17 protein-coding genes and 1 pseudogene are annotated in these 18,537 nt (G+C 39.7%); 5 read left to right on the top strand and 13 right to left on the bottom strand.

Features of this window, described 5'->3' with window-relative positions; translation table 11 throughout:
* Nucleotides 1-111 precede the first annotated feature (111 nt).
* Both I8748_RS28295 and I8748_RS28290 read right to left on the bottom strand, forming a co-directional pair.
* Entirely contained in the window at nucleotides 112-594 is a 483-nt protein-coding gene (locus I8748_RS28295; RefSeq protein ID WP_198127829.1) for a hypothetical protein, read from the bottom strand.
* Between the two features lie 72 nt (nucleotides 595-666).
* Nucleotides 667-1,461 carry a Tab2/Atab2 family RNA-binding protein gene (locus tag I8748_RS28290; RefSeq protein WP_198127828.1) on the bottom strand — a complete coding sequence of 265 codons (795 nt, stop codon included), beginning with the start codon at nucleotides 1,459-1,461 and terminating at the stop codon, nucleotides 667-669.
* Between the two features lie 459 nt (nucleotides 1,462-1,920).
* Here I8748_RS28290 and I8748_RS28285 point away from each other — a divergent pair, with 459 nt between their 5' ends.
* Complete coding sequence (locus tag I8748_RS28285) at nucleotides 1,921-2,079, top strand: hypothetical protein (RefSeq protein WP_198127827.1); 159 nt, start codon at nucleotides 1,921-1,923, stop codon at nucleotides 2,077-2,079.
* A gap of 76 nt (nucleotides 2,080-2,155) precedes the next feature.
* Here I8748_RS28285 and I8748_RS28280 read toward each other — a convergent pair whose 3' ends face one another.
* From I8748_RS28280 to I8748_RS35885, 9 genes are all read right to left on the bottom strand, one after another.
* Entirely contained in the window at nucleotides 2,156-2,572 is a 417-nt protein-coding gene (locus I8748_RS28280) for a DUF4279 domain-containing protein (protein ID WP_198127826.1), read from the bottom strand.
* Between the two features lie 32 nt (nucleotides 2,573-2,604).
* A complete protein-coding gene (locus I8748_RS35890; protein WP_263976915.1) occupies nucleotides 2,605-2,730 on the bottom strand; it encodes a hypothetical protein in 126 nt (41 codons plus the stop codon).
* The gene (locus I8748_RS28275) at nucleotides 2,730-2,897 is read right to left on the bottom strand and encodes a GNAT family N-acetyltransferase (protein ID WP_198127825.1); all 168 of its coding nucleotides are present in this window, start codon (nucleotides 2,895-2,897) and stop codon (nucleotides 2,730-2,732) included. Before I8748_RS28275 ends, I8748_RS35890 begins: the two co-directional genes overlap by 1 nt.
* Nucleotides 2,898-2,964: 67 nt before the next feature.
* Complete coding sequence (gene glgP, locus I8748_RS28270; protein ID WP_198127824.1) at nucleotides 2,965-5,178, bottom strand: alpha-glucan family phosphorylase; 2,214 nt, start codon at nucleotides 5,176-5,178, stop codon at nucleotides 2,965-2,967.
* A gap of 819 nt (nucleotides 5,179-5,997) precedes the next feature.
* Nucleotides 5,998-6,492: a hypothetical protein gene (locus I8748_RS28265; RefSeq protein WP_198127823.1), complete on the bottom strand. Its 495-nt coding sequence runs from the start codon at nucleotides 6,490-6,492 to the stop codon at nucleotides 5,998-6,000.
* Between the two features lie 81 nt (nucleotides 6,493-6,573).
* Complete coding sequence (locus I8748_RS28260; RefSeq protein WP_198127822.1) at nucleotides 6,574-9,150, bottom strand: DUF3769 domain-containing protein; 2,577 nt, start codon at nucleotides 9,148-9,150, stop codon at nucleotides 6,574-6,576.
* 301 nt (nucleotides 9,151-9,451) lie between these two features.
* Complete coding sequence (locus I8748_RS28255; protein WP_015114068.1) at nucleotides 9,452-9,568, bottom strand: photosystem II reaction center protein I; 117 nt, start codon at nucleotides 9,566-9,568, stop codon at nucleotides 9,452-9,454.
* Between the two features lie 434 nt (nucleotides 9,569-10,002).
* Nucleotides 10,003-10,698, bottom strand: coding sequence for an acyltransferase (locus tag I8748_RS28250; RefSeq protein ID WP_198127821.1), 696 nt, complete (start codon nucleotides 10,696-10,698; stop codon nucleotides 10,003-10,005).
* A gap of 663 nt (nucleotides 10,699-11,361) precedes the next feature.
* Nucleotides 11,362-11,490 (bottom strand): hypothetical protein, encoded by a 129-nt coding sequence (locus I8748_RS35885; RefSeq protein WP_263976908.1) that lies wholly within the window; start codon nucleotides 11,488-11,490, stop codon nucleotides 11,362-11,364.
* An 888-nt stretch (nucleotides 11,491-12,378) separates the two neighbouring features.
* On the opposite strand from I8748_RS35885, the gene I8748_RS28245 reads away from it, so the two are divergent.
* Nucleotides 12,379-12,702, top strand: coding sequence for a hypothetical protein (locus I8748_RS28245; protein ID WP_198127820.1), 324 nt, complete (start codon nucleotides 12,379-12,381; stop codon nucleotides 12,700-12,702).
* A gap of 147 nt (nucleotides 12,703-12,849) precedes the next feature.
* On the opposite strand, the gene I8748_RS28240 is transcribed toward I8748_RS28245, so the two are convergent.
* Nucleotides 12,850-13,152: a hypothetical protein gene (locus I8748_RS28240; protein ID WP_198127819.1), complete on the bottom strand. Its 303-nt coding sequence runs from the start codon at nucleotides 13,150-13,152 to the stop codon at nucleotides 12,850-12,852.
* Between the two features lie 1,114 nt (nucleotides 13,153-14,266).
* Between I8748_RS28240 and I8748_RS28235 the strand changes: the two genes are divergently transcribed.
* A complete protein-coding gene (locus tag I8748_RS28235; RefSeq protein ID WP_198127818.1) occupies nucleotides 14,267-15,166 on the top strand; it encodes a DUF4349 domain-containing protein in 900 nt (299 codons plus the stop codon).
* A 1,427-nt stretch (nucleotides 15,167-16,593) separates the two neighbouring features.
* On the opposite strand, the pseudogene I8748_RS36385 reads toward I8748_RS28235, so the two are convergent.
* Nucleotides 16,594-16,758: pseudogene (locus tag I8748_RS36385) on the bottom strand (hypothetical protein); the annotation flags it as partial.
* Between the two features lie 90 nt (nucleotides 16,759-16,848).
* On the opposite strand from I8748_RS36385, the gene I8748_RS28225 reads away from it, so the two are divergent.
* Together I8748_RS28225 and I8748_RS28220 are read left to right on the top strand one after the other, a co-directional pair.
* Entirely contained in the window at nucleotides 16,849-17,007 is a 159-nt protein-coding gene (locus I8748_RS28225; protein WP_198127816.1) for a hypothetical protein, read from the top strand.
* A gap of 296 nt (nucleotides 17,008-17,303) precedes the next feature.
* Nucleotides 17,304-18,521 carry a glycosyltransferase gene (locus I8748_RS28220; RefSeq protein WP_198127815.1) on the top strand — a complete coding sequence of 406 codons (1,218 nt, stop codon included), beginning with the start codon at nucleotides 17,304-17,306 and terminating at the stop codon, nucleotides 18,519-18,521.
* The last annotated feature ends 16 nt before the right edge of the window (nucleotides 18,522-18,537 follow it).

The following is an 18,537-nucleotide window of genomic DNA, read 5'->3' as shown; positions in this document are numbered from 1 at the left end:
GAGCAGGGGAGCAGGGGAGCAGGGGTGAACAATTTGTATCAGGCTTTTCGTAAAATGGTGTAAGACACAAAGAAAAGTTAATTTGATGCAGAAATAGTCTGTATATACAGACTATGGATAAGTAGCAGGAGGGACAGTTACAGGTGAAGGGTAAATAGCAGGAGGGACAGTTACAGGTGAAGGGTAAATAGCAGGAGGGACAGTTACAGTTGAGGGAGAAGCAGGATAAATAATAGTTTTAGGTATTGGTGTGTAATATCTAAAACCTCTGTTAGAGCGATAGTATGGTCTATTTTCAGGTGATGGTGTGTAATATCTAAAACCTCTGTTAGAGCGATAGTATGGTCTATTTTCAGGTGATGGTGTGTAATATCTAAAACCTCTGTTAGAGCGATAGTATGGTCTATTTTCAGGTGATGGTGTGTAATATCTAAAACCTCGGTTCGAGCGATAGTATGGTCTAACATAAGTTCTATTGTTGCGGTAATTACCGCGAACATCGCCAGCATTTGCTGAATTTGCAAAAGCTACCCATGTACCTACAGACAAAACAGTTAAAGCAACTGAAAAAATTACACTTGAAAGTTTCTTCATATCTAAAGTAGATATCAAAAAGTAGATATCAAGCTGTACTATATCAATAGTAACTCGTAAGTAACTCGTAGGTTAATCTTCTTGCTGCAATAACCAAAAGCCACTGTAAGTCATCCCTGAATCATCAGGTTGCACCAGTAAAAAATGCAGTCCGCGGCTTTGTTGTTTTCGCTGTTCATAAACTTTAGCAGCAGCAGCGACTTCTGCATCTGTAAAAGTTGCCACAACCCATCTGTCTGCCAAACCAGCTTCTAATATTAAGCCATCCGGCGCACCAGCGATGTAATTTAATGCTACTGGTTGTGCTTCTTCTAACCACTTGGCTAAACGTAGCGATCGCCTACCTCCATAGATTACTACACCAGGTACAGGAAGTGTTGACGCTAAACCCAGATTGATAGGTTTAAGAAATTCTGGCATATATAAAACGGGGATTAGCCTTTGTGCAAATACATCCACTAGTTCACCAGCCTGGAGTGTCGCAAAACGCCATTCTTCCCCCCACAAATTTTCTGGTAATGGTGCGGGTGGTGGTTTATCCAGGGCTAAAGTATATTGTTTTTCTTGTAACCACTGTTTCAATGCCGAAGTGCGACGAGTCGCTTCAACATTAATACCTAAATTGCGTCCAGCCGCTTGTATTAAACTTAAAGACTGAGGGCGAAATACTTGAATTATATTTGGTAAATTTTCACCAGCCGCCAGCTGAATTTGAGCAGCAATCCAACTCGAATTTGCTGCTGACTGAGGACAAGTAGCTGCATATTCAAAGCTACGATTTGCATCACAAATCGATAATTCCCATAAAATCTGTCCAGATGCATCTTGCTGTGGACTACGATAAAAATCAGCTTGCCATATACGCATATAAATTAATAAGTAGGTTAATAAAAATTAAGTAAACGCAACTAGCCTGGTTAATCAATCTCGATCGTCAGCAGATATGGGTTTGGCAAGGAATTTTTTGTATTCTTAACAATTGTTTGTTGCTATTTTTTGTCCTAATTTGTTTTAAAACTATTACTGTAACTAACTTACAGCGTTTTCTATTCACAACAGGAATTTTATAAGTTAATTTTTACTCAACTCTACTTTTCTTTATTTTCTGTTGAATATCTTTAATATTACTGTTAACTTCCATTACTTTTAATGCGGATCATTTGTGTTCATTCTTGGCTTGTATAGATCAAACTACTGCTGTATTTAAATCCTAGCCTTTCGCTCTTTTGTTAAGAAAGATGCGACTAATGCATAGTCGATCTAAGGCACGACCCTGGAGGATGGAGAAGATAAAAACGGCAGAGGTCTTAAAAGAAAATCCAGGCTTTGACTTCTTGTAGGAGTGCTGGCAGGACATCCAGCTTTGCGGATCGTTATCAAGAAACTGGTGGCGAAGTTTCCGCAGTGGGGATTGGTGACTGCGGATGGGGTGTTGGTGAAGTGGGAGGAGTAGCGCGATCATTCCGCAATAAAGCCGAGATGTAATCTAACAAAGTCAACCAAAAAGGATGTTTATTTGTGAGATAAATAATCTTTTTCAGATGTTATGACAAATCTAGGGTTAATTTTGTTCAGACTCATCATAAGGATATATAGCAACAATAATATCAATAGGAATTGCGCTTATTTTAGCAAGCGTTTTTGATGACAAATAAAAAGTACTGCTTTTTTCTCTTAAAAAAAGACTACAATATATTTCAACATCAATATATTTTTCTATTTCTCTGAACAAATCTAAATTACTTTGAACAATGTCCAGTAATTCATTTATCTTTTCTTCCAAAGAATTTTCTTGATTTAATTTACTTCGCAACATCCAAGAAGATTCATCGCGAATATTCTTATCAGGAATTCTTGGGTTTAATGGAGTTCCTTTCTCGTGGCTTCTATTAGGATTGATTTTCAAATAATTTGTGATATCTTGAGTCGTTAAGACAGAACTAGTTATAACTAAAGTTGCAAGATTATTATTAGACATGACTTTTTATTATTTGACTAACAGTATTATTCTCAGAAATCTAAAATATTTACTATCGAATCTCCAGAGTATTTACCCTTACCTATTTTAATAAAAATCTCTCCATTTGGGTCAACGCCCACATCTGGATTATTGCCTTTGAGATTAGCACGAACCATTAGGTCTTCTTTAGCTTGATGTATAGCCTCTGAAATTGCAATTTTAATTCGATGTCGCGTTTTGGGTCATTCCACGGGACAACTAAATTGCAACGATGCCATAACTCGATAACCTGTTGTTCGTCATCTAACTGATAGGGTCGAACCTTGAGTTTTGTAATTTCCATATCTTTGATACAAGAAAAAAGGGGCAGGTAAACCACCCCTCTATTGAACCAGGAAGTTTAAAATGCTTTACAGCAGAACCTTAGCCAAAATAGGCCCTACACGAGTAGCAATTTCTGGGACATAAACCTGTGAAACGTAGTCGGCAATCATTCTGTCTGTGTTGAATAGTGGCGCATTCGTCTTAATCGACGTTTTCATCATCTGCACCCAGCGGTGGGGAATGCCATTGGCATCTTGGTCATAATATAGGGGAACAATTTCCTCTTCCAACAGTTGATACAACGACTGTGAGTCAATGCGGTCTTGCAGTTCTTGGTCGCTGGTATGAGCATCTTCACCAATTGCCCAACCGTTAATTCCTTTACCATTGGCATCGGCTTGGTAACCTTCGCACCACCAACCATCAAGGACGCTGCAATTAATCCCACCGTTGAAGCAGACTTTTTGCCCGCTTGTACCGGATGCTTCTAGAGGGCGGCGGGGGTTGTTCAACCACACATCTACACCTTGTACTAGTTTTTGCCCGGTGTAAATGTCGTAGTCTTCAATAAAGGCAACTCGGTTGAGAATGCCTGAATTTTGACACCACTCCATTAAACGTTGAATAATTCGCTTGCCTTCTTCATCGGCTGGGTGAGCTTTTCCTGCAAAGATAATCTGTACTGGACGTTGGGCATTACCAAAAATCTTCAACGCTCTTTGGGCATCACGTAAAATCAGATCGCCGCGTTTGTAAGGGCTAAAGCGTCTGGCAAATCCAATTGTCAGGACGTTGGAGTCTAGTAGGCTATCAGTGGCTTGGATAAGTTTGTAATCTTCACCACGCTGTTCTCGCGCTTTCTTGACTTTATAACGTGTGTAGGCGATGAGTCTGTCTTTGAGGATGAGATGACGCGACCATAGTTCTTCATCGGGAATCTCATCAACTTTCGCCCACATCTGGGGATCAACAGCACGGGTTTTCCAGTCTGCTCCTAAATATTGATTATACAAATCAGCCAATAAAGGAGCAGTCCAAGTAGGTGCATGTACGCCATTGGTAATGTAACCAATTGGCACATCGGCTTCAGACCGCCGGGGAAAGAGAACTGTCCACATTTTGCGCGAAACTTGGCCGTGTAATTCACTGACGCCATTGCAAGCACGACACATCCGCAAAGCTAAAACGGTCATCCCGAAGGGTTCCCAAGGGTCGCCTAGTCGTCGTGCGCCTAATGCTAAAAATTGCTCGCGGGAAAGTCGCAATTGTGGCCAGTAATGAGCAAAGTAGGAGTCGATTAAATCTGGGGAGAAGACATCGTGACCGGCAGGAACGGGTGTATGGGTGGTGAATACACAACTGTTGCGTACTTCGGCTTCGATGTCGTAGAAGGATTTACCTGTACGTTCAATTGCTTGTCTAGCAATTTCCAAAGTACAGAAGGCGGCGTGTCCTTCGTTGAGGTGATAGACAGAAGGTTGAATTCCCAAAGCTGTTAAAGCACGCACCCCGCCAATTCCTAAGACGACTTCTTGGGCGATGCGAGTTTCTAAGTTACCGCCGTATAGATGTCCAGTTAGCCAGCGGTCGATGGGATCGTTGTCTTGGCGATCGCTATCTAGTAAATATAGACTTACCCGCCCAACTTGCACTCGCCAAATTTGCACTTTTACTTGTCGCTGGCGAATTTCTAACTGGATAGTCAGCGGTTGCCCTTGTTCGTCTTTAATTAACTCTAAGGGCATCCGCTGGAAGGGATTATCCAGATAATAATCTTCTTGCCAACCGTGGCGGTTCAAGCGTTGGCGAAAATAACCTTGGCGATATAGCAAGCCGACACCAACCAGCGGTACACCCAAATCTGATGAGGATTTCAGGTGATCCCCGGCGAGAATGCCCAAGCCACCAGAATACACCGGCAGAGATTCATGGATGCCAAATTCGGCACAAAAGTAAGCTATGGGGCGGTCTTGGGATACTTGCGGCGCAACACGACTCACCCAAGTATCTTTCTGTGCCATGTATGTGTCAAACTCACGCGTGAGAGCGGAAATCTGCTTTAAGTAAAATGGGTCTTCGGCTAACTGGGTGAGACGTTCGTAGCTAGATGACTCTAAAATTGCCACTGGATTATGTCCACAGCGTTCCCATTCTTGGGGATCAATAGTTTGGAATAACGCTATGCGATCGCTAGTCCAACACCACCAATAGTTATAAGCTAAATCTGCTAAACGCTTGAGCGGAAAAGGTAACTTTTCACTCAATCGAACCGCTGCTGTAATTGCACTGCTGTTAGCCATATACATCTTTGCTCTTTGTTAATTTTTCTTTGGGGACTGGGGACTGGGATGAACAACTTACATCTTTTTTCCCAATTTTTAATCCCTAATTCCCAATTCCCGATTTCCGATTCTCAAGACCAATAGTAAATAGGGAATTGGAACTTTTTCTCCTTATACATACCCAATTCCCCATTCACAAAAACTCCATCTTCATACGGTTGGAGTTTTCTATATATTGAATTCTCACCTGAAGTTAGGAGCAGTTGATTGACATCAAAACTTTATCCAAAATTAATGGTTTTTCTTGTTTTTGCCTTATAGAAATTATCCATTATTTTTGACGTTTATGATATTTTTTTCTATCAATTTACTTGACCTTATCTTAAATTATTTATTTTATTATTAATATTCATTTACAAATTGTTAGAAACTTTTGATAACTTGAGATTGACTTGTCAAATATTACACACAATTGGGTCAAGTGGATCGGCTGACGCTGGTCATCAAGAGTGGGGCGAGAGGGAGCGATCGCTTTAAAACCAATTCGTAATTCGTAATTCGTGAGGCAGTACGGTCTTGGGGTTTCCCCAAGTGGAGTAACTGCCGTTAGCGCAGCGTTAGCGACGCAGGAGCGTCACCCGGAGGGTAATTCGTAATTAAGAAATTCAGGTATAGTCTGGGTTTCGGTGTTTGAATGTGTTGCCGGATTTTAGAGAATTGGTATAAGGTCTGGAAAATACAGCAGTTTGCAAGTAAATGCAGTACAAAACGTAGAACTAAACTCTATTAAGAAAAGTGTACTCTTTCCCTCAATCATGCAACAATGACAGCAATTATTTAAGGGACTTCAAAAATATCTGTATCTAAGTGTTCGCCTGTTTCAGCATCAACTACTAAGAATACTTTCGATGTCTTGAATTTTACGTTTTGTCCATTACTTTGACGCACTTCTAAACTGCCTTCCGGTGCCTCGATTTCAGCAACCCACACTAAACGATTAGGATGAACCATCAAATTTTCTAAAATGCTACCTCCAAGTTCTTTTCTATTAGTAAGATATTCTGAATATTTCAGAAGTTTGATTTGCTTAAGCTGTAATCCTTTTTTAAGCCCCTTGATTATTCTTTCTTTCTTAATTAATTGGGCTTCTGTCTTATTGCTGTTGTCCGGATATCTGCTGTAATTAGATGTTGGAGTTGAAACTGTTTCTGGTTTGGAAAGGGGTTCAAAGTTTGGTCTTGGGTGTACTGGATGATTTTGAGTTTCAGCAACAGCTACGCCAGAGGTAATTAAACCAAGTAAAACAACAGCAGTAGCCAGTATTTTGTTCATGATTACCTTCTCACCAATTACCAATTACCAATTACCAATTACCAATTATCAATTACCAATTACCAATTACCAATTACGAATTTAATTTTCCTGTTGCACACCATTCACAACTGGCTTAACTTCACCACCAGAAAAGGGATCAGTGCCACCAGTCCAGTTAAAGTCACTAATACGAATGCTGAAACCACCTAATTCCAGCACCGGATTGTAACGCAAGGTGATGCCATAAGTGCGGCGGGTATATTCCACAAAGTAGTCGGTGCTACTTTGTTCACCAGTATCTAAGTTAATTGAAGTTTGAAAACCTAAGCGAAATGGGCCGTAAAGTTGTTGTGAAATTCCGGCACTTAACACTCTGTTATCTACAGAACGATCAAACAAAAAGGGCGATAAACCACTGTTTAACCCTTGAGAATAAATAATATTAAAAGCGGTATAATCTAAAAAAGGACGAGAGAAATTGCCAATCTGCCCTATTAAGCCAACTCTACCAGTGAGGGTACTTTGATTGTCTCCACTAGTGTAATAGCTAGTAGTGCCTGTGATGCCAGCGATCGCCTGCAAATAAGGAACTACAGGGTTAGCTGTGTATCGTAATCCCTCGGTGGCGGTGGCTGGTAATGGTTTGCCTCGCCAAAGCAACAAGCCGGTACTGAGGTCGGCGCTGGCTTGTAAGCGACCAAGTGAGATGCGATTGTTTTCTCGAATTGGTTCTAGCAAGTCTAGGCGATCAGTGTTGGCGTTGATATACTGTGCGCCTGCTTGATAGGTGAGGTTAATGCCACTCTTACCCAAAGGAATTACCGGAGACAAAAGCACACCACCAAGGCTACTCTGGACAGTTTGAAAGCCGAGGGTACCATTATAAAGCCGATCGCGGTAGCTGTATTCTAAATTGAGGGTATGGGGATTGCGATCGCCTAATAGCTGGCGCAAGCGCAGACTTGCCTTGAGATTGTTCTCCACTTCGTCCAAGTCAAAACTGGTTAACTCCCCAGAACCTTGCAGTGAAGTCTTGGGACTGAAAACAGCATTCAGCCTGGACTTGACACCAAACAGTGATGCTATATCAGTTGAACCATCTTGTACAGCTTTTTGCACGAAAAACTGAGGCGTGACGGTCAAGCTTGCCTGTTCTGTATCCAGGGGTTTAAAGCTACGCTCCACAAATAAACCACCCCGCTTATTGCCATCATAACCAGGGGATACAATGGCAGGCGTGACTTCCCGCTCCCGTCGGTCAATGGTCTGCTGATCCACTGGGATGGGTAGAGCGAATTTTTGGTCAAATACTAAACGCTGTCGCTGTGTTCTAATTCGGTCTATTAAGGGAGCTTCCCGCGTCAGAGTCACTTTATCTGCTCGCAGTTCTAATTCTGGAGGCGAAAACGGGTCATTGGTAATGCGTACATCCCTTGCTTGCCAGCCTCGCGGATAAAAATCAATGCGTTTTGCTTCAAACCGTACCCGTTTGATTACACCCCCTACTTTTGGCGGTGGGAGGTTACTTGCGTCCCTATTACCCCCTAATACAAAGTCAATGCCTCCCGGACTGCTGACACCAGAAACAGGCTGATTGGCTCGAATGCGATCGCTTGGTGGACGTTGTGGCACTCCACCAGGTGTTGCCACATTTGCGGGTAAGAAAGCAAAGTCTGTTGAGGCTGAGGGTAGATTAATTTCCCCCCTACCATTTTCGAGTTCGCCACTGTCTTGGACAAAGTTATAAGTAAAGCGTTCTCCTCGTAATACTTGATCGCCCCTTGTCAATGCCACATTACCTTCGCCAACGGCGATCAAGTTGTCTAAATTTACTTGTAAGCGATCGGCGTCTACCACTGCACCATCAAATCGCACTACCACATTCCCTTCGGCTGTGACAATTCGCCGTTGTTCATCGTACTCCTGCCTATCAGATGTCACTTCTACAATTCTCTGTCTTGCTGGCGGCGTGCTGGCAGGTGCAGGCTGTTGGGTTGGTTGGGTGGGTGACTTGAATTCTATGCTAGAAGGCGTTGCAGTTTCGTTTGCTGAACTGCGAGACTTAAATTCTATGACATTTTGTACTGGTTGAGAACTTGGTGCATTTGGTACAGTATCATCAGTAGATACAGAGAGGTTGATTTTCTCACCAGACTGTTGTGCAGTAATATTAACTGGCTGTGTTTGTTGGGCTAACTTTTCAGCTAAAACTTGGTTTTGGGGCGGTAATAAGTTCTGTTTATCTATCAGGCTAGGAGCAATAGTCGTATCTGGGCTACTTTCGCCTTGGGGATTAGAGACTTTAACCTGCTGCATCGGATAACCAACTGCCTGTACCTCCCCCAAACTCGCAGCACTTCTAGAAGCATCTAGAGGAGAAAATTCTGGAGGGAAAGTTTGCGGCGTATTGGGTGCTGTTAAAGTTCCGCCAACTATTGAGTTCTGCCTAGTGGCATCAATGGAAGTTGTTAAAGGTGGATAATTATCATTATTCGCCGTGATGATGGTTTGCGGCGTTTGTGGTTTTAGTTGAGACTTTTGTTTACTTCCTGTGCTGCTAGTGTCAGTCTCTACAATTGCAGTCAACTGGCTTTTACTAGCAGATGTGATGGAATTGGTCGGTTGTACAGGTTCGAGAATAGCAGGCAATGCGGGCGGTGGAACTGAATGAAGCATATGTAAAAACAATCAAGCTAGCAAATAGCCAATTGATAGCCGGAAGGATGAATTATACTTTTAGCCTTCCGACTTTTGCTTTTTGCTTACATGCAGCAAGCCGCCCGGAAGAAGACACTGTGTTGCAAACAGAAGCCCCATGAATGAGTCTTTGCCCAAGAGCGACGAGCATCGGAGGGGTTCTTTCCGGACAAACTTCGGAAAGGTTTCTCCGTTATAGCAACTGCCGTCTTGTTGAGACAAGTGTCTTTATAGCTAGTGCTTTCCGCCTTCCGGCAGTCGCGGATGATTTGTCTGGCTTTTACTCTAAATCCCGACGACCGGGGTTACGAGCTGGGTCATTTGACAAAAATCCGAAGACGAAAATGGTCACAAAGAAAGCAACAACAATATAAACAGCGATTTTTAAAGTCAGCATCGAAATATCTCCAAGGGTCGTACAAGAAAAGCTCTCTCTCGGTATCTGCCACGCAGAAAAGATAGCTCCTTTATCTTACCCAAATCTCGTACTTTTTTGAGATGACTTGTCTGATAACAAGCTGCTGCTGAAGTTTCGATGTCTACACTAGCATAGCTTACTCTACAAGAATTGGTTTTTGTAAAGTAGGGTAGGCGCTTGTGCGCCTACCCTAGTTAAACTTTTAGCTGGTACTTTGGTTTGTCTGATTTGTAGACGCACTTTTGAAATTAGTTGTTAACTAATTCTCTTGTGACGTTGACTAACAGCATAAGTTTCCAGATGCAGCTAAAAACAAGAGGCTGGGGAGACAGGGGGATGGGGGGATAAAGTGGAATTTCTTCATCACCCCTGCACCCCTGCTTCCCCTGCACCCCTGCACCGAAAGCATTCCATCACTCAGCAGATGTCACCAAATCCTTGGCTATTCGGCTTTTAATGACTCGCGCTGGCGTACCGACTGCAACAGAAAAGGGAGGAATATCTTTATTGACAACTGCTCCTGCACCAATTACACTACCCCTACCAATGGTGACGCCATCTAATACTGTTACCCCATGTCCTAGCCAACAGTCATCCTCAATTACAATTCCTTTACGAGTAATACCTTGATCTTTGATTAACTGCATCGGATCTGCAAAATTGTGATTGTTGGCATAGATTCCTGAGTGGGCTGCTATCATACAGTTTTTACCAATTTTGATGTCTCCAGGCCCAGCAATACAAACATCGGGGCCGATGAAAGTTTCTTCATCAATATGGATGTATGTGTCTTCCAAACAGCCTATATCAACGTTGCGCTCGATCGCGACTCTATTTCCCAGATAAATCCGATTATTTTCGTGTCCTTTGGCATCGATACGTACACCTTTGAAAATATATGCTCCTTTGCCTATTTGAATACAACCAGCCCCTATAAATTCCACACCATTTTGAATATAAATTGGGCTATCTATCTGGGCAAAAATCATCCGGTATCCTAAATTTCTTAATTTGGGGCCGAAAGCGATCGTCGGAATATCTCCTAACAAAGTGGTTAATAATAATTCTTGTAAGCGCTGCCATTTTGAAGAGTATCGCTTGTGATTCATGGCTAAATATCTCTCAGATAATTTGTTGTTGACAGTATCGAAAGTATGCTGGGACTGTATCCTGTCTTTTGGTAGTAGCAATTATCCTGATATTTACCAAGCTATGAATTTGCTTTACAGTGATACCAAAATTCCCAATAATTTTAGATGGCTTACCAATTTTTGGTAAAACTCAAGTCTGGATTTGAAGATATCAGCAACTCTCAAATTGCATTTTGCAACTAATATGCACAAAAGTTGCTTGATTAGCCTGCACATCAATTGTGTTAACTGACAAAATATTCTGTGGCAATACTTGAATATCACAGCGAGCGAAAATACTGCCGCTTTGCCAAACTAAATTTTTAAGCCAATATACAACTAGATGAGTTACAGCATTTCATCCCAGACTATTCAATTGTAAAATTGGGTGTTTTAGACAGGTTGATTATGCTTTTTCTAGCAAACTTGAATTACTCAATAAACATCTGTCAAGACAGCTGTTGATGTTCAAGCTGCTTCCTGTCAGAACATTTTAGTTTTTTGAACAACCCAATTCAACAAATTTTATTCAACACAAAGACACATCTATGTGGTTCTCTCAAATTTTAGGAATAATTTTGCCCACATATGAAAATGTAATTGTGGAATTTTTCTTAATTTTATTACCCAAGAAAAGATAAATTAGGGTGGATTATCTCCTACTTCGGCCATCACATTAAAGTTCACCATCGGTGCAAACAAGTAAGCACTTCCCCGACTGCGATGACGACTTTCTTGCAACGAATTTCTAGAGTATGCTGCTCTAATCATGTTGCACACCGATGAGCTACAGGTCAACCAAATCACGATTATAGTTACATGAATGGCTTATGAAAATATTTGCCTTTCAAGAATAACACATTTTAGTTTGATTGGATCACTCTTAATAAATATGTTGATTTCATATTTGCTAAGTTATGTATAATTTGATATTCAATCAACATGATGATTTGAGTTATAGCCATCATGAAATATTTTTATAGTTATCAAACTATACACGTAATCAAATTTGTGTAGAGTTAATTTCAGCCTTGAAGAAGGATTCAGAGGTCAGAATGCAATCAGTGTGGTGCAGTAGCGCACCTAGAAGCATCACCAAATTTTCAATTTGGTGTGGTGAAACACCACTTATTCATCTGCGGTTTCGTACAGAATTCAAGCCTGTATTCTGACGACTGACGCCTTTATTCTGTTTGATAAAATACAAATATTTGAGCAAGCGATGCCTTCTTTTGTGGTCAATGCTTTATGAACAGCAAAGTCTGCAACGAACGCTAAAAATATAAATGATAATTATCAGTGATCACTAATCTTGTGCTATGGACTTATAGTCCGAGAAATTATCCAGGTTAATATAAAGCATTAAAATGATTTATTTGCTATATAACTGTATTATGACCAAAATGATATGTGCGATACTTTTTACAAGTTACATTCTGAAATAGCTAAAAGGTCAAAGAGCCTCTTTTACTAATACATATATCCCAAAAATTGTAAATCACCCGATCAGGTGAGCCAAATGGGTGATGCGTACTTAACACCGTCTGTTATAAATTTTGGAGACAATCCAAACATCCCTTGCGTCTACAACACTCCACACAAGAAGACCCAACTTGCAAAATAACGTATCACCGTTAACTCACACACTTGGTTAAAATTATGGTTTTAATTAAAGAAATTGTTCAACAAGCTTTAACCACTGGCTACTTGAGTGTTGCAGATCAAAACCAGTTGCAAGTGCTACTTCAAACAAGTTATGACTCAGAAGACTTAGATGCCTATATTATTTTGCAGCGAGCTGTTGATGCTGGCAATGTTAAGCAAGAGTCACGTACCCGAAAAGCTTCCCTCTCATCCAATAGTAAAGAAGCTGCATCTAATATTAAACTTGCTTATCAAATAGCAGCAGAGATTGCTTTTGCAGCAGCAGTTGCTCTTACTAGGTCAAAAAATACTCAGGATCAGCCTTCTTTAGGCACATAAAAAAATACATTTGAATTACTGAGTTTAAGCTTTAAAGATCATTTTTACACAAGAAACTGTTGTTAGTTTGTACAAAACAATCAAAGAATATCAAACTTCTGGCAATTGCAACCCCTCTCAGGATGCTTTGAGAGGGGTTTAAATTTATCATTGCGAACATTCTGCTAAATCTATACCAGCATAATTGCAATCAAAATAAATTAGAGCTTCCCTACTAGATGTGAATTCTTCTGTTATGGAGTATGGGTCAGTTTCTGGACTCGCTTCATTTAACCAAATTTTCAAGTAGTAATAATTGTTATCATCGCTAGACCATAATTGATAACGGTAATTACCTCCTGACCCCTCACTTGTTAAGTAGTCAGCTAGTGCTGTATTTGATGTAGACAACAAGCTGAATATAGTCAAAACAGGAATTACAGCTATTTTTCGTATTGGGAATAATTTCATAAATGCACAAAAAACTTACTTTCTCTAGTATCATTGTCGGATGTATATTTTAACATCAGTAATTGCCTAGAATATTCTGTGAGGATATTGTGAGGACTGTAAAAAGTGATTCTTTTTGCATAAAAATTTTCTATCTACTGACTTGTAGATGCTGTTATCGTAACTTATGTGTGGAGAAAATATATTACAAAAATGTCCGCTAAGGCGGACATTAATGAGGCTTTCTGTCACTTTAATCAGCTACAATCATGTTGTACATGATATTTTTATTTTCAATTTTCACCATTCATAAATCAATGATAATCAATTAGATATTTAGACAAAAAATATGGAATTATATCGTCAAATATATTAGTTAATCGATATTACTAAAGTTTGATAATATTTAGTTAAGCTAAAAGTTAGTTACATAAAATTAATAATTTCTAATATAGTTGATAGTCACTTTGATAAATTCAATGATATGACTATATATATAGATAAAAATTAACAAATACAGTATTTATGAAATGAAGTAAAAAATATAGGGATTAAAACAAGGAAATAAGATTGTTTTGTTTATAAATGTTTCATTTTAAATTCTCAATCAAACTGTGATTTTTTTGGACACAAATCATATATTTACGTCTTGGAAAAATCCCATAAATTAACAATTTCACTGATTTTTCAATTACAAATATAAAGGTGGTCAGGTTAACAACCCCAGAAATTCCCAGTTCTGGGGTTTTACTTTTTCCTGATGTGGAAAAAGGTGCTGAATTCAGAGTTGGGAGTTAGCAGTGAATAACTAAGTAAGTGGAGATAATTAAATGTAAGATGGCAACCAGATAAATTTTAATCATTGCAAGGCTTTTACCTCCTGACTTGAAAGTGCTGAGTGCTGAGGAGCCACTGCGTTGCGGGGGTTCCCCTCGTTGAAGCAAGTGGCGTTGCTGAGTAAAAATCCCAATCACTAGTCACACTTTCATGCAAAGCTCGTGAAACTTGTTTCATTAGGACTGCCCCCTATTTATCTTCGTATCCCTCTGCCTTTGTTACATAAATTGCAACAATACAAGGTTTGAGTTTTTGGTCGGCGATACTGAGATTAACTTCATCTATCTAGGGGTAGATTATGCACTCTTTAACTCAATTACTGTATAAATCTCCTTTATTTGTGAGTGCGCTATTGGGAGGGATAATTTTTACCAGTTGTGCTTCTGCGCCTCTTAATTATTCTGGTAGTTCATTACCTCCAACTTCAGCCGATCGCATCGCAAATGAAGCAGCACCTGTTGCTGAGCCTGCTAACGGTGGCTCTCAAGATGCAAAAGCCCCATCAGCACCTCGTTCTCGCCCCCAACTAATCAAAAAAGCTGCAATGACTGTGATTGTGAACTCTGTCGATCAAAGTATTGATGCTGTCTCGCAAATTCTCACTAAGCAGCAAGGTGACTTGATCGGCTTGAAAGAACAACAACCTAGAAACGATAACTCGCGTCATACTGCATTAATACAGCTACGAGTTCCCCAGAACCAGCTAGAACCTACCTTGGAAGAATTAGCTAAACTGGGAACTGTAGAAAATCGCAATATCACTGCTGAAGATGTGGGCGATCGCTTGGTGGATTTCCAAGCTAGATTAACTAATCTGCGGAAAACTGAAGCTAATTTGCAAAAAATCATGGATCGAGCGGGTTCTGTCAAAGATATCCTTAGTGTTGCCCAACAACTTAGTAATGTCAGAGAATCCATAGAGCAAATTGACGGCCAATTGAAAAACTTACAAAATCAAGTTGCATACTCGACTATCACACTGAACCTAGAAGCAGCAGTGTCTAGCAGCAGTCCGCAGCGTGCTTTAGGTTCACAAATTCAAGAAACCTGGAACAACTCTACTAGCTCAGTTGGTGCATTTACAGTTGCTTTATTGAAGCTGGGCATTTGGTTAATTGCTTACACACCTTATTTGTTGATTTTGGCTGCTGCTACCTATAGCTTTATCCGTTGGCGGCAAACCCATTCACTACGTTAGACATCAACATCAGAATCACTGGATGCATAAAAATATCTGTTGTCTTTTTACCAAGTTGCCAAAATGGCAACTTGGTAAAAATAATTTTGATATATTACAGAAATTACCAAGATGTTTTTACTAGTTACATTTTTGACGGGATTAACCCGTCTTTTCTATTTTTATATTTATGCCATTTTGGCAACTACTGAGAATGTTGATCTGCTAAACTAATTGTGATTGCAAGGATTAACTATGATTAAAACAGTTAGTGCAAAATAAATATCTGTACTTTTGGTTGATATCATCTGTTTTCCTTACAACCTATTAAATTTAAATTATTCTATTTTTAACAATCCAAGGTGTATTGCCACTTTCAAGCTATAGAGACGGGTTAAAACCCGTCTTTTATTTTGCTTATTGAATCAAAGCAATGCTGTGATGCAGTGCTGAATATGAAAATCATCTAGTTATATCAATTCAATATTTTTAACTTATAGAATCATGAATATATCAAAATTATTCTTGATGTATTTAAGATTACTTATTTCAGGTAATATCAGCTTTTGTGAGATTTGGACACATCCTATAGGAAGATGACCTAACACATAAATAGTAGGTAAATTAATTCGGGATGTTGTTATGCACTGGATTTATAGAGGGGTTTGGCTCACCGCCAAACCTTTTTTCCTATTCGTACTTGGAATAAAGGTTTTATAGATTTTGATCAGCAATAAAAAACTTGATTACAAGGGAATTGAGAATAGGGAATTGGGAATGGGGAAAAGAAGTTTTAATTATCTATTCTGGCGTATCAGTGCAGGGCTGTTTTATATCATGTCTGGTTGATTACTAGAAAAAAGCATTAATTTGCGATCGCTTGCACTTGAACCACCCAAATAGAACGCAAAAGAATGTTTTACCTATAATGAGTATAGCGTTGGCTAATTTAGCCAGCACCATATAAGGCGAGGACTGTAATCATAACTAATCATCCGAACTTGATATGATATGTCCGCAGCGAGCGTAACAAAGTGAAGCGTTCGCTCTCCTGCGTTCCCGTTCCCAAGGGAGAGGGTTCCCGCTTTTTTAGGCTTGATTCTACTTTTACAATGACTTTACCATTAAAGCCTGATTGCTTACCTCCACGTAACCTGCGCTCGCTCCTCATGCCCTTATTTAGTTATCATGTACTACTCTGCTACCATCTCTTCTTACCACTTCATCAATATTTAGATGTGTTTGTTCTGGGGATAGATTTTTGGATATTGCATCACTGATGCATATAAGTAGATTGTTTAATAAACATTTGCTAGTATTTACTTCAAGTAATAACAATCGTTGCTAAACTACTAAGCTATATAAAGCTTTGGAGGATACAGACCCCTTAAAAAAATTGAAATAGGGCGCTTATTGAAAATTAACTGTGCAAAGGAGCAGACCAGTCTCTAAAGAAGTATTGCCCAAGTATAAATTACTTGGCAATCACACATAAAAATATTTTTCTTTAAAGAAAAATATTCTGAACTCACAATAATATCTTCAATTTTACGATTAATGCAATATGCTGTTGACTCATTCACTCCCCAAGATTGACCAATATGAAAATAGGTGCGATACTCCCTCTAATATCCAATGTCATTAATAGACCTGTCGCTTAATAAGGTAAAATCAGCGATTAACAGTTGGGATGAGACAGGAAAATGCTAGACATCAATCGGGTGCTACAGGAAGATCGTCTGCTGAGAGCATTTAATAGGCTGAATCATAAGGCATTCGATGAATTGTCAGTTGCCTTTGAAATTGTACTCAACCAAGAAGCGATCGCCAAAAGCGAGACTAGCAGAATTGGTGTTTGTTAGAGAAGATGGAAGCAATAAGCTAAAAGAGCATCAAAAAATATCCGCTCCAATGATTCAGTTATTAAAAAAGTACAAATTAGTGATCATTGGAGATAGAAAATTTCATGGTATTGAACTGACATCTTGGTTGTATAGACAGAATATAGGCATAGAAGTGTGAGTAATACTCCTTGCTTTGCTTTTACCTGTTTTGATTAGCGTGACAAAACAAACTTAGCGACCTTTATGGAGGAATATCATCTCACCTTCATAACTCTATGACCCCTGTCAATATCTGCTGTTAATCTTTTCTCTATATGCATAAACCTGTAGTGACAATTTTTTATCAGTTCAATCCTTGGCATACTACTATCGGAGGTATTCAAACGCTGATTAGCCTATTTATCAAGTACGCACCTAGCGAATTTGATCTACGGCTTGTAGGAACAGCAAATGATAGATGTCAGCCAACTATGAAGTGGCAAAAAGCAGAATTTGCTGGTAGAGAAATTAGTTTTTTGCCTCTATTTATTTTAGAAAATGATAATGTTAGGAATTTGATACCAACCACGGTTAAGTATACGAATGCACTTTTAGGACGTTGCTTTGCTTCAGACTTCATGCATTTTCATAGATTGGAACCAACTTTAGCTGCATTCAATTGGCAGGGAGAGAAAACCCTATTTATTCATAATGATATTCATACACAGATGCAAACTAACGATGAGAAAAAAGCGATTTTGTGGCGTAGATTTCCGGCAGCATATTTTGCCTTGGAAAGTTTGTTAGTTCGTCAGTTTGACCAAATTTTATCGTGTAATAGTGATTCTGCTGAATTATATCGCCAGCGTTATTCCAGTATGGGCGATCGCATTGCCTACATCAAAAATTCATTTGACAACGAAATTTTCTATTCTTTGAGTCAACAAGAACGCGAAACAAAAAGGCGCGAACTGGCTTTGAAATTGGGTTTGGTTCCAGAAACACGTTTTATTCTGTTCGCTGGCCGTTTGCATCCACAGAAAGATCCGCTTTTGTTAGTACGTGCATTTGCGGCTTTAAATGAATCCCATACTCATCTACTTATAGCTGGAGATGGAGAATTAGCAACCAAAATGCGTGCTGAAATTGGTCGCCTCAGTTTAACTGAACGAGTAACAATGCTGGGAGCTATTAACCAAATAGAACTATCAAAGTTGCATCGTATCTGCAATGTCTTTGTTCTTACTAGTGCCTACGAAGGTTTACCTTTGGTGGTTCTAGAAGCTCTTGCTAGTGGAACTCCAGTAGTCACAACTCGAACTGGTGAAACCCCAAAGTTACTGACAGATGATAGTGGAGTAGTCTGTTCTCAACGTACTCCAGAATCCATAGCCGACAGTATACGCCAGGTACTACTACATCCAGAAGATTATCCAAGTGTTTCTTGTGTGCAAACGGCATGTCCCTATGCTGCTTGCACTGTGATCAGCGATATCTACAGAGAAATGCTAAATCGCTGGGAATTGCGAACCTTCTCAGCAGTGAGTTCGTAAGTAAAACTAATTTTTG

It is taken from the genome of Amazonocrinis nigriterrae CENA67, assembly GCF_016056305.1.
Lineage (GTDB): Bacteria > Cyanobacteriota > Cyanobacteriia > Cyanobacteriales > Nostocaceae > Amazonocrinis > Amazonocrinis nigriterrae.
Note: the sequence above shows the minus strand (reverse complement) of the source record. Positions and strands in the feature narration are given on the sequence as shown.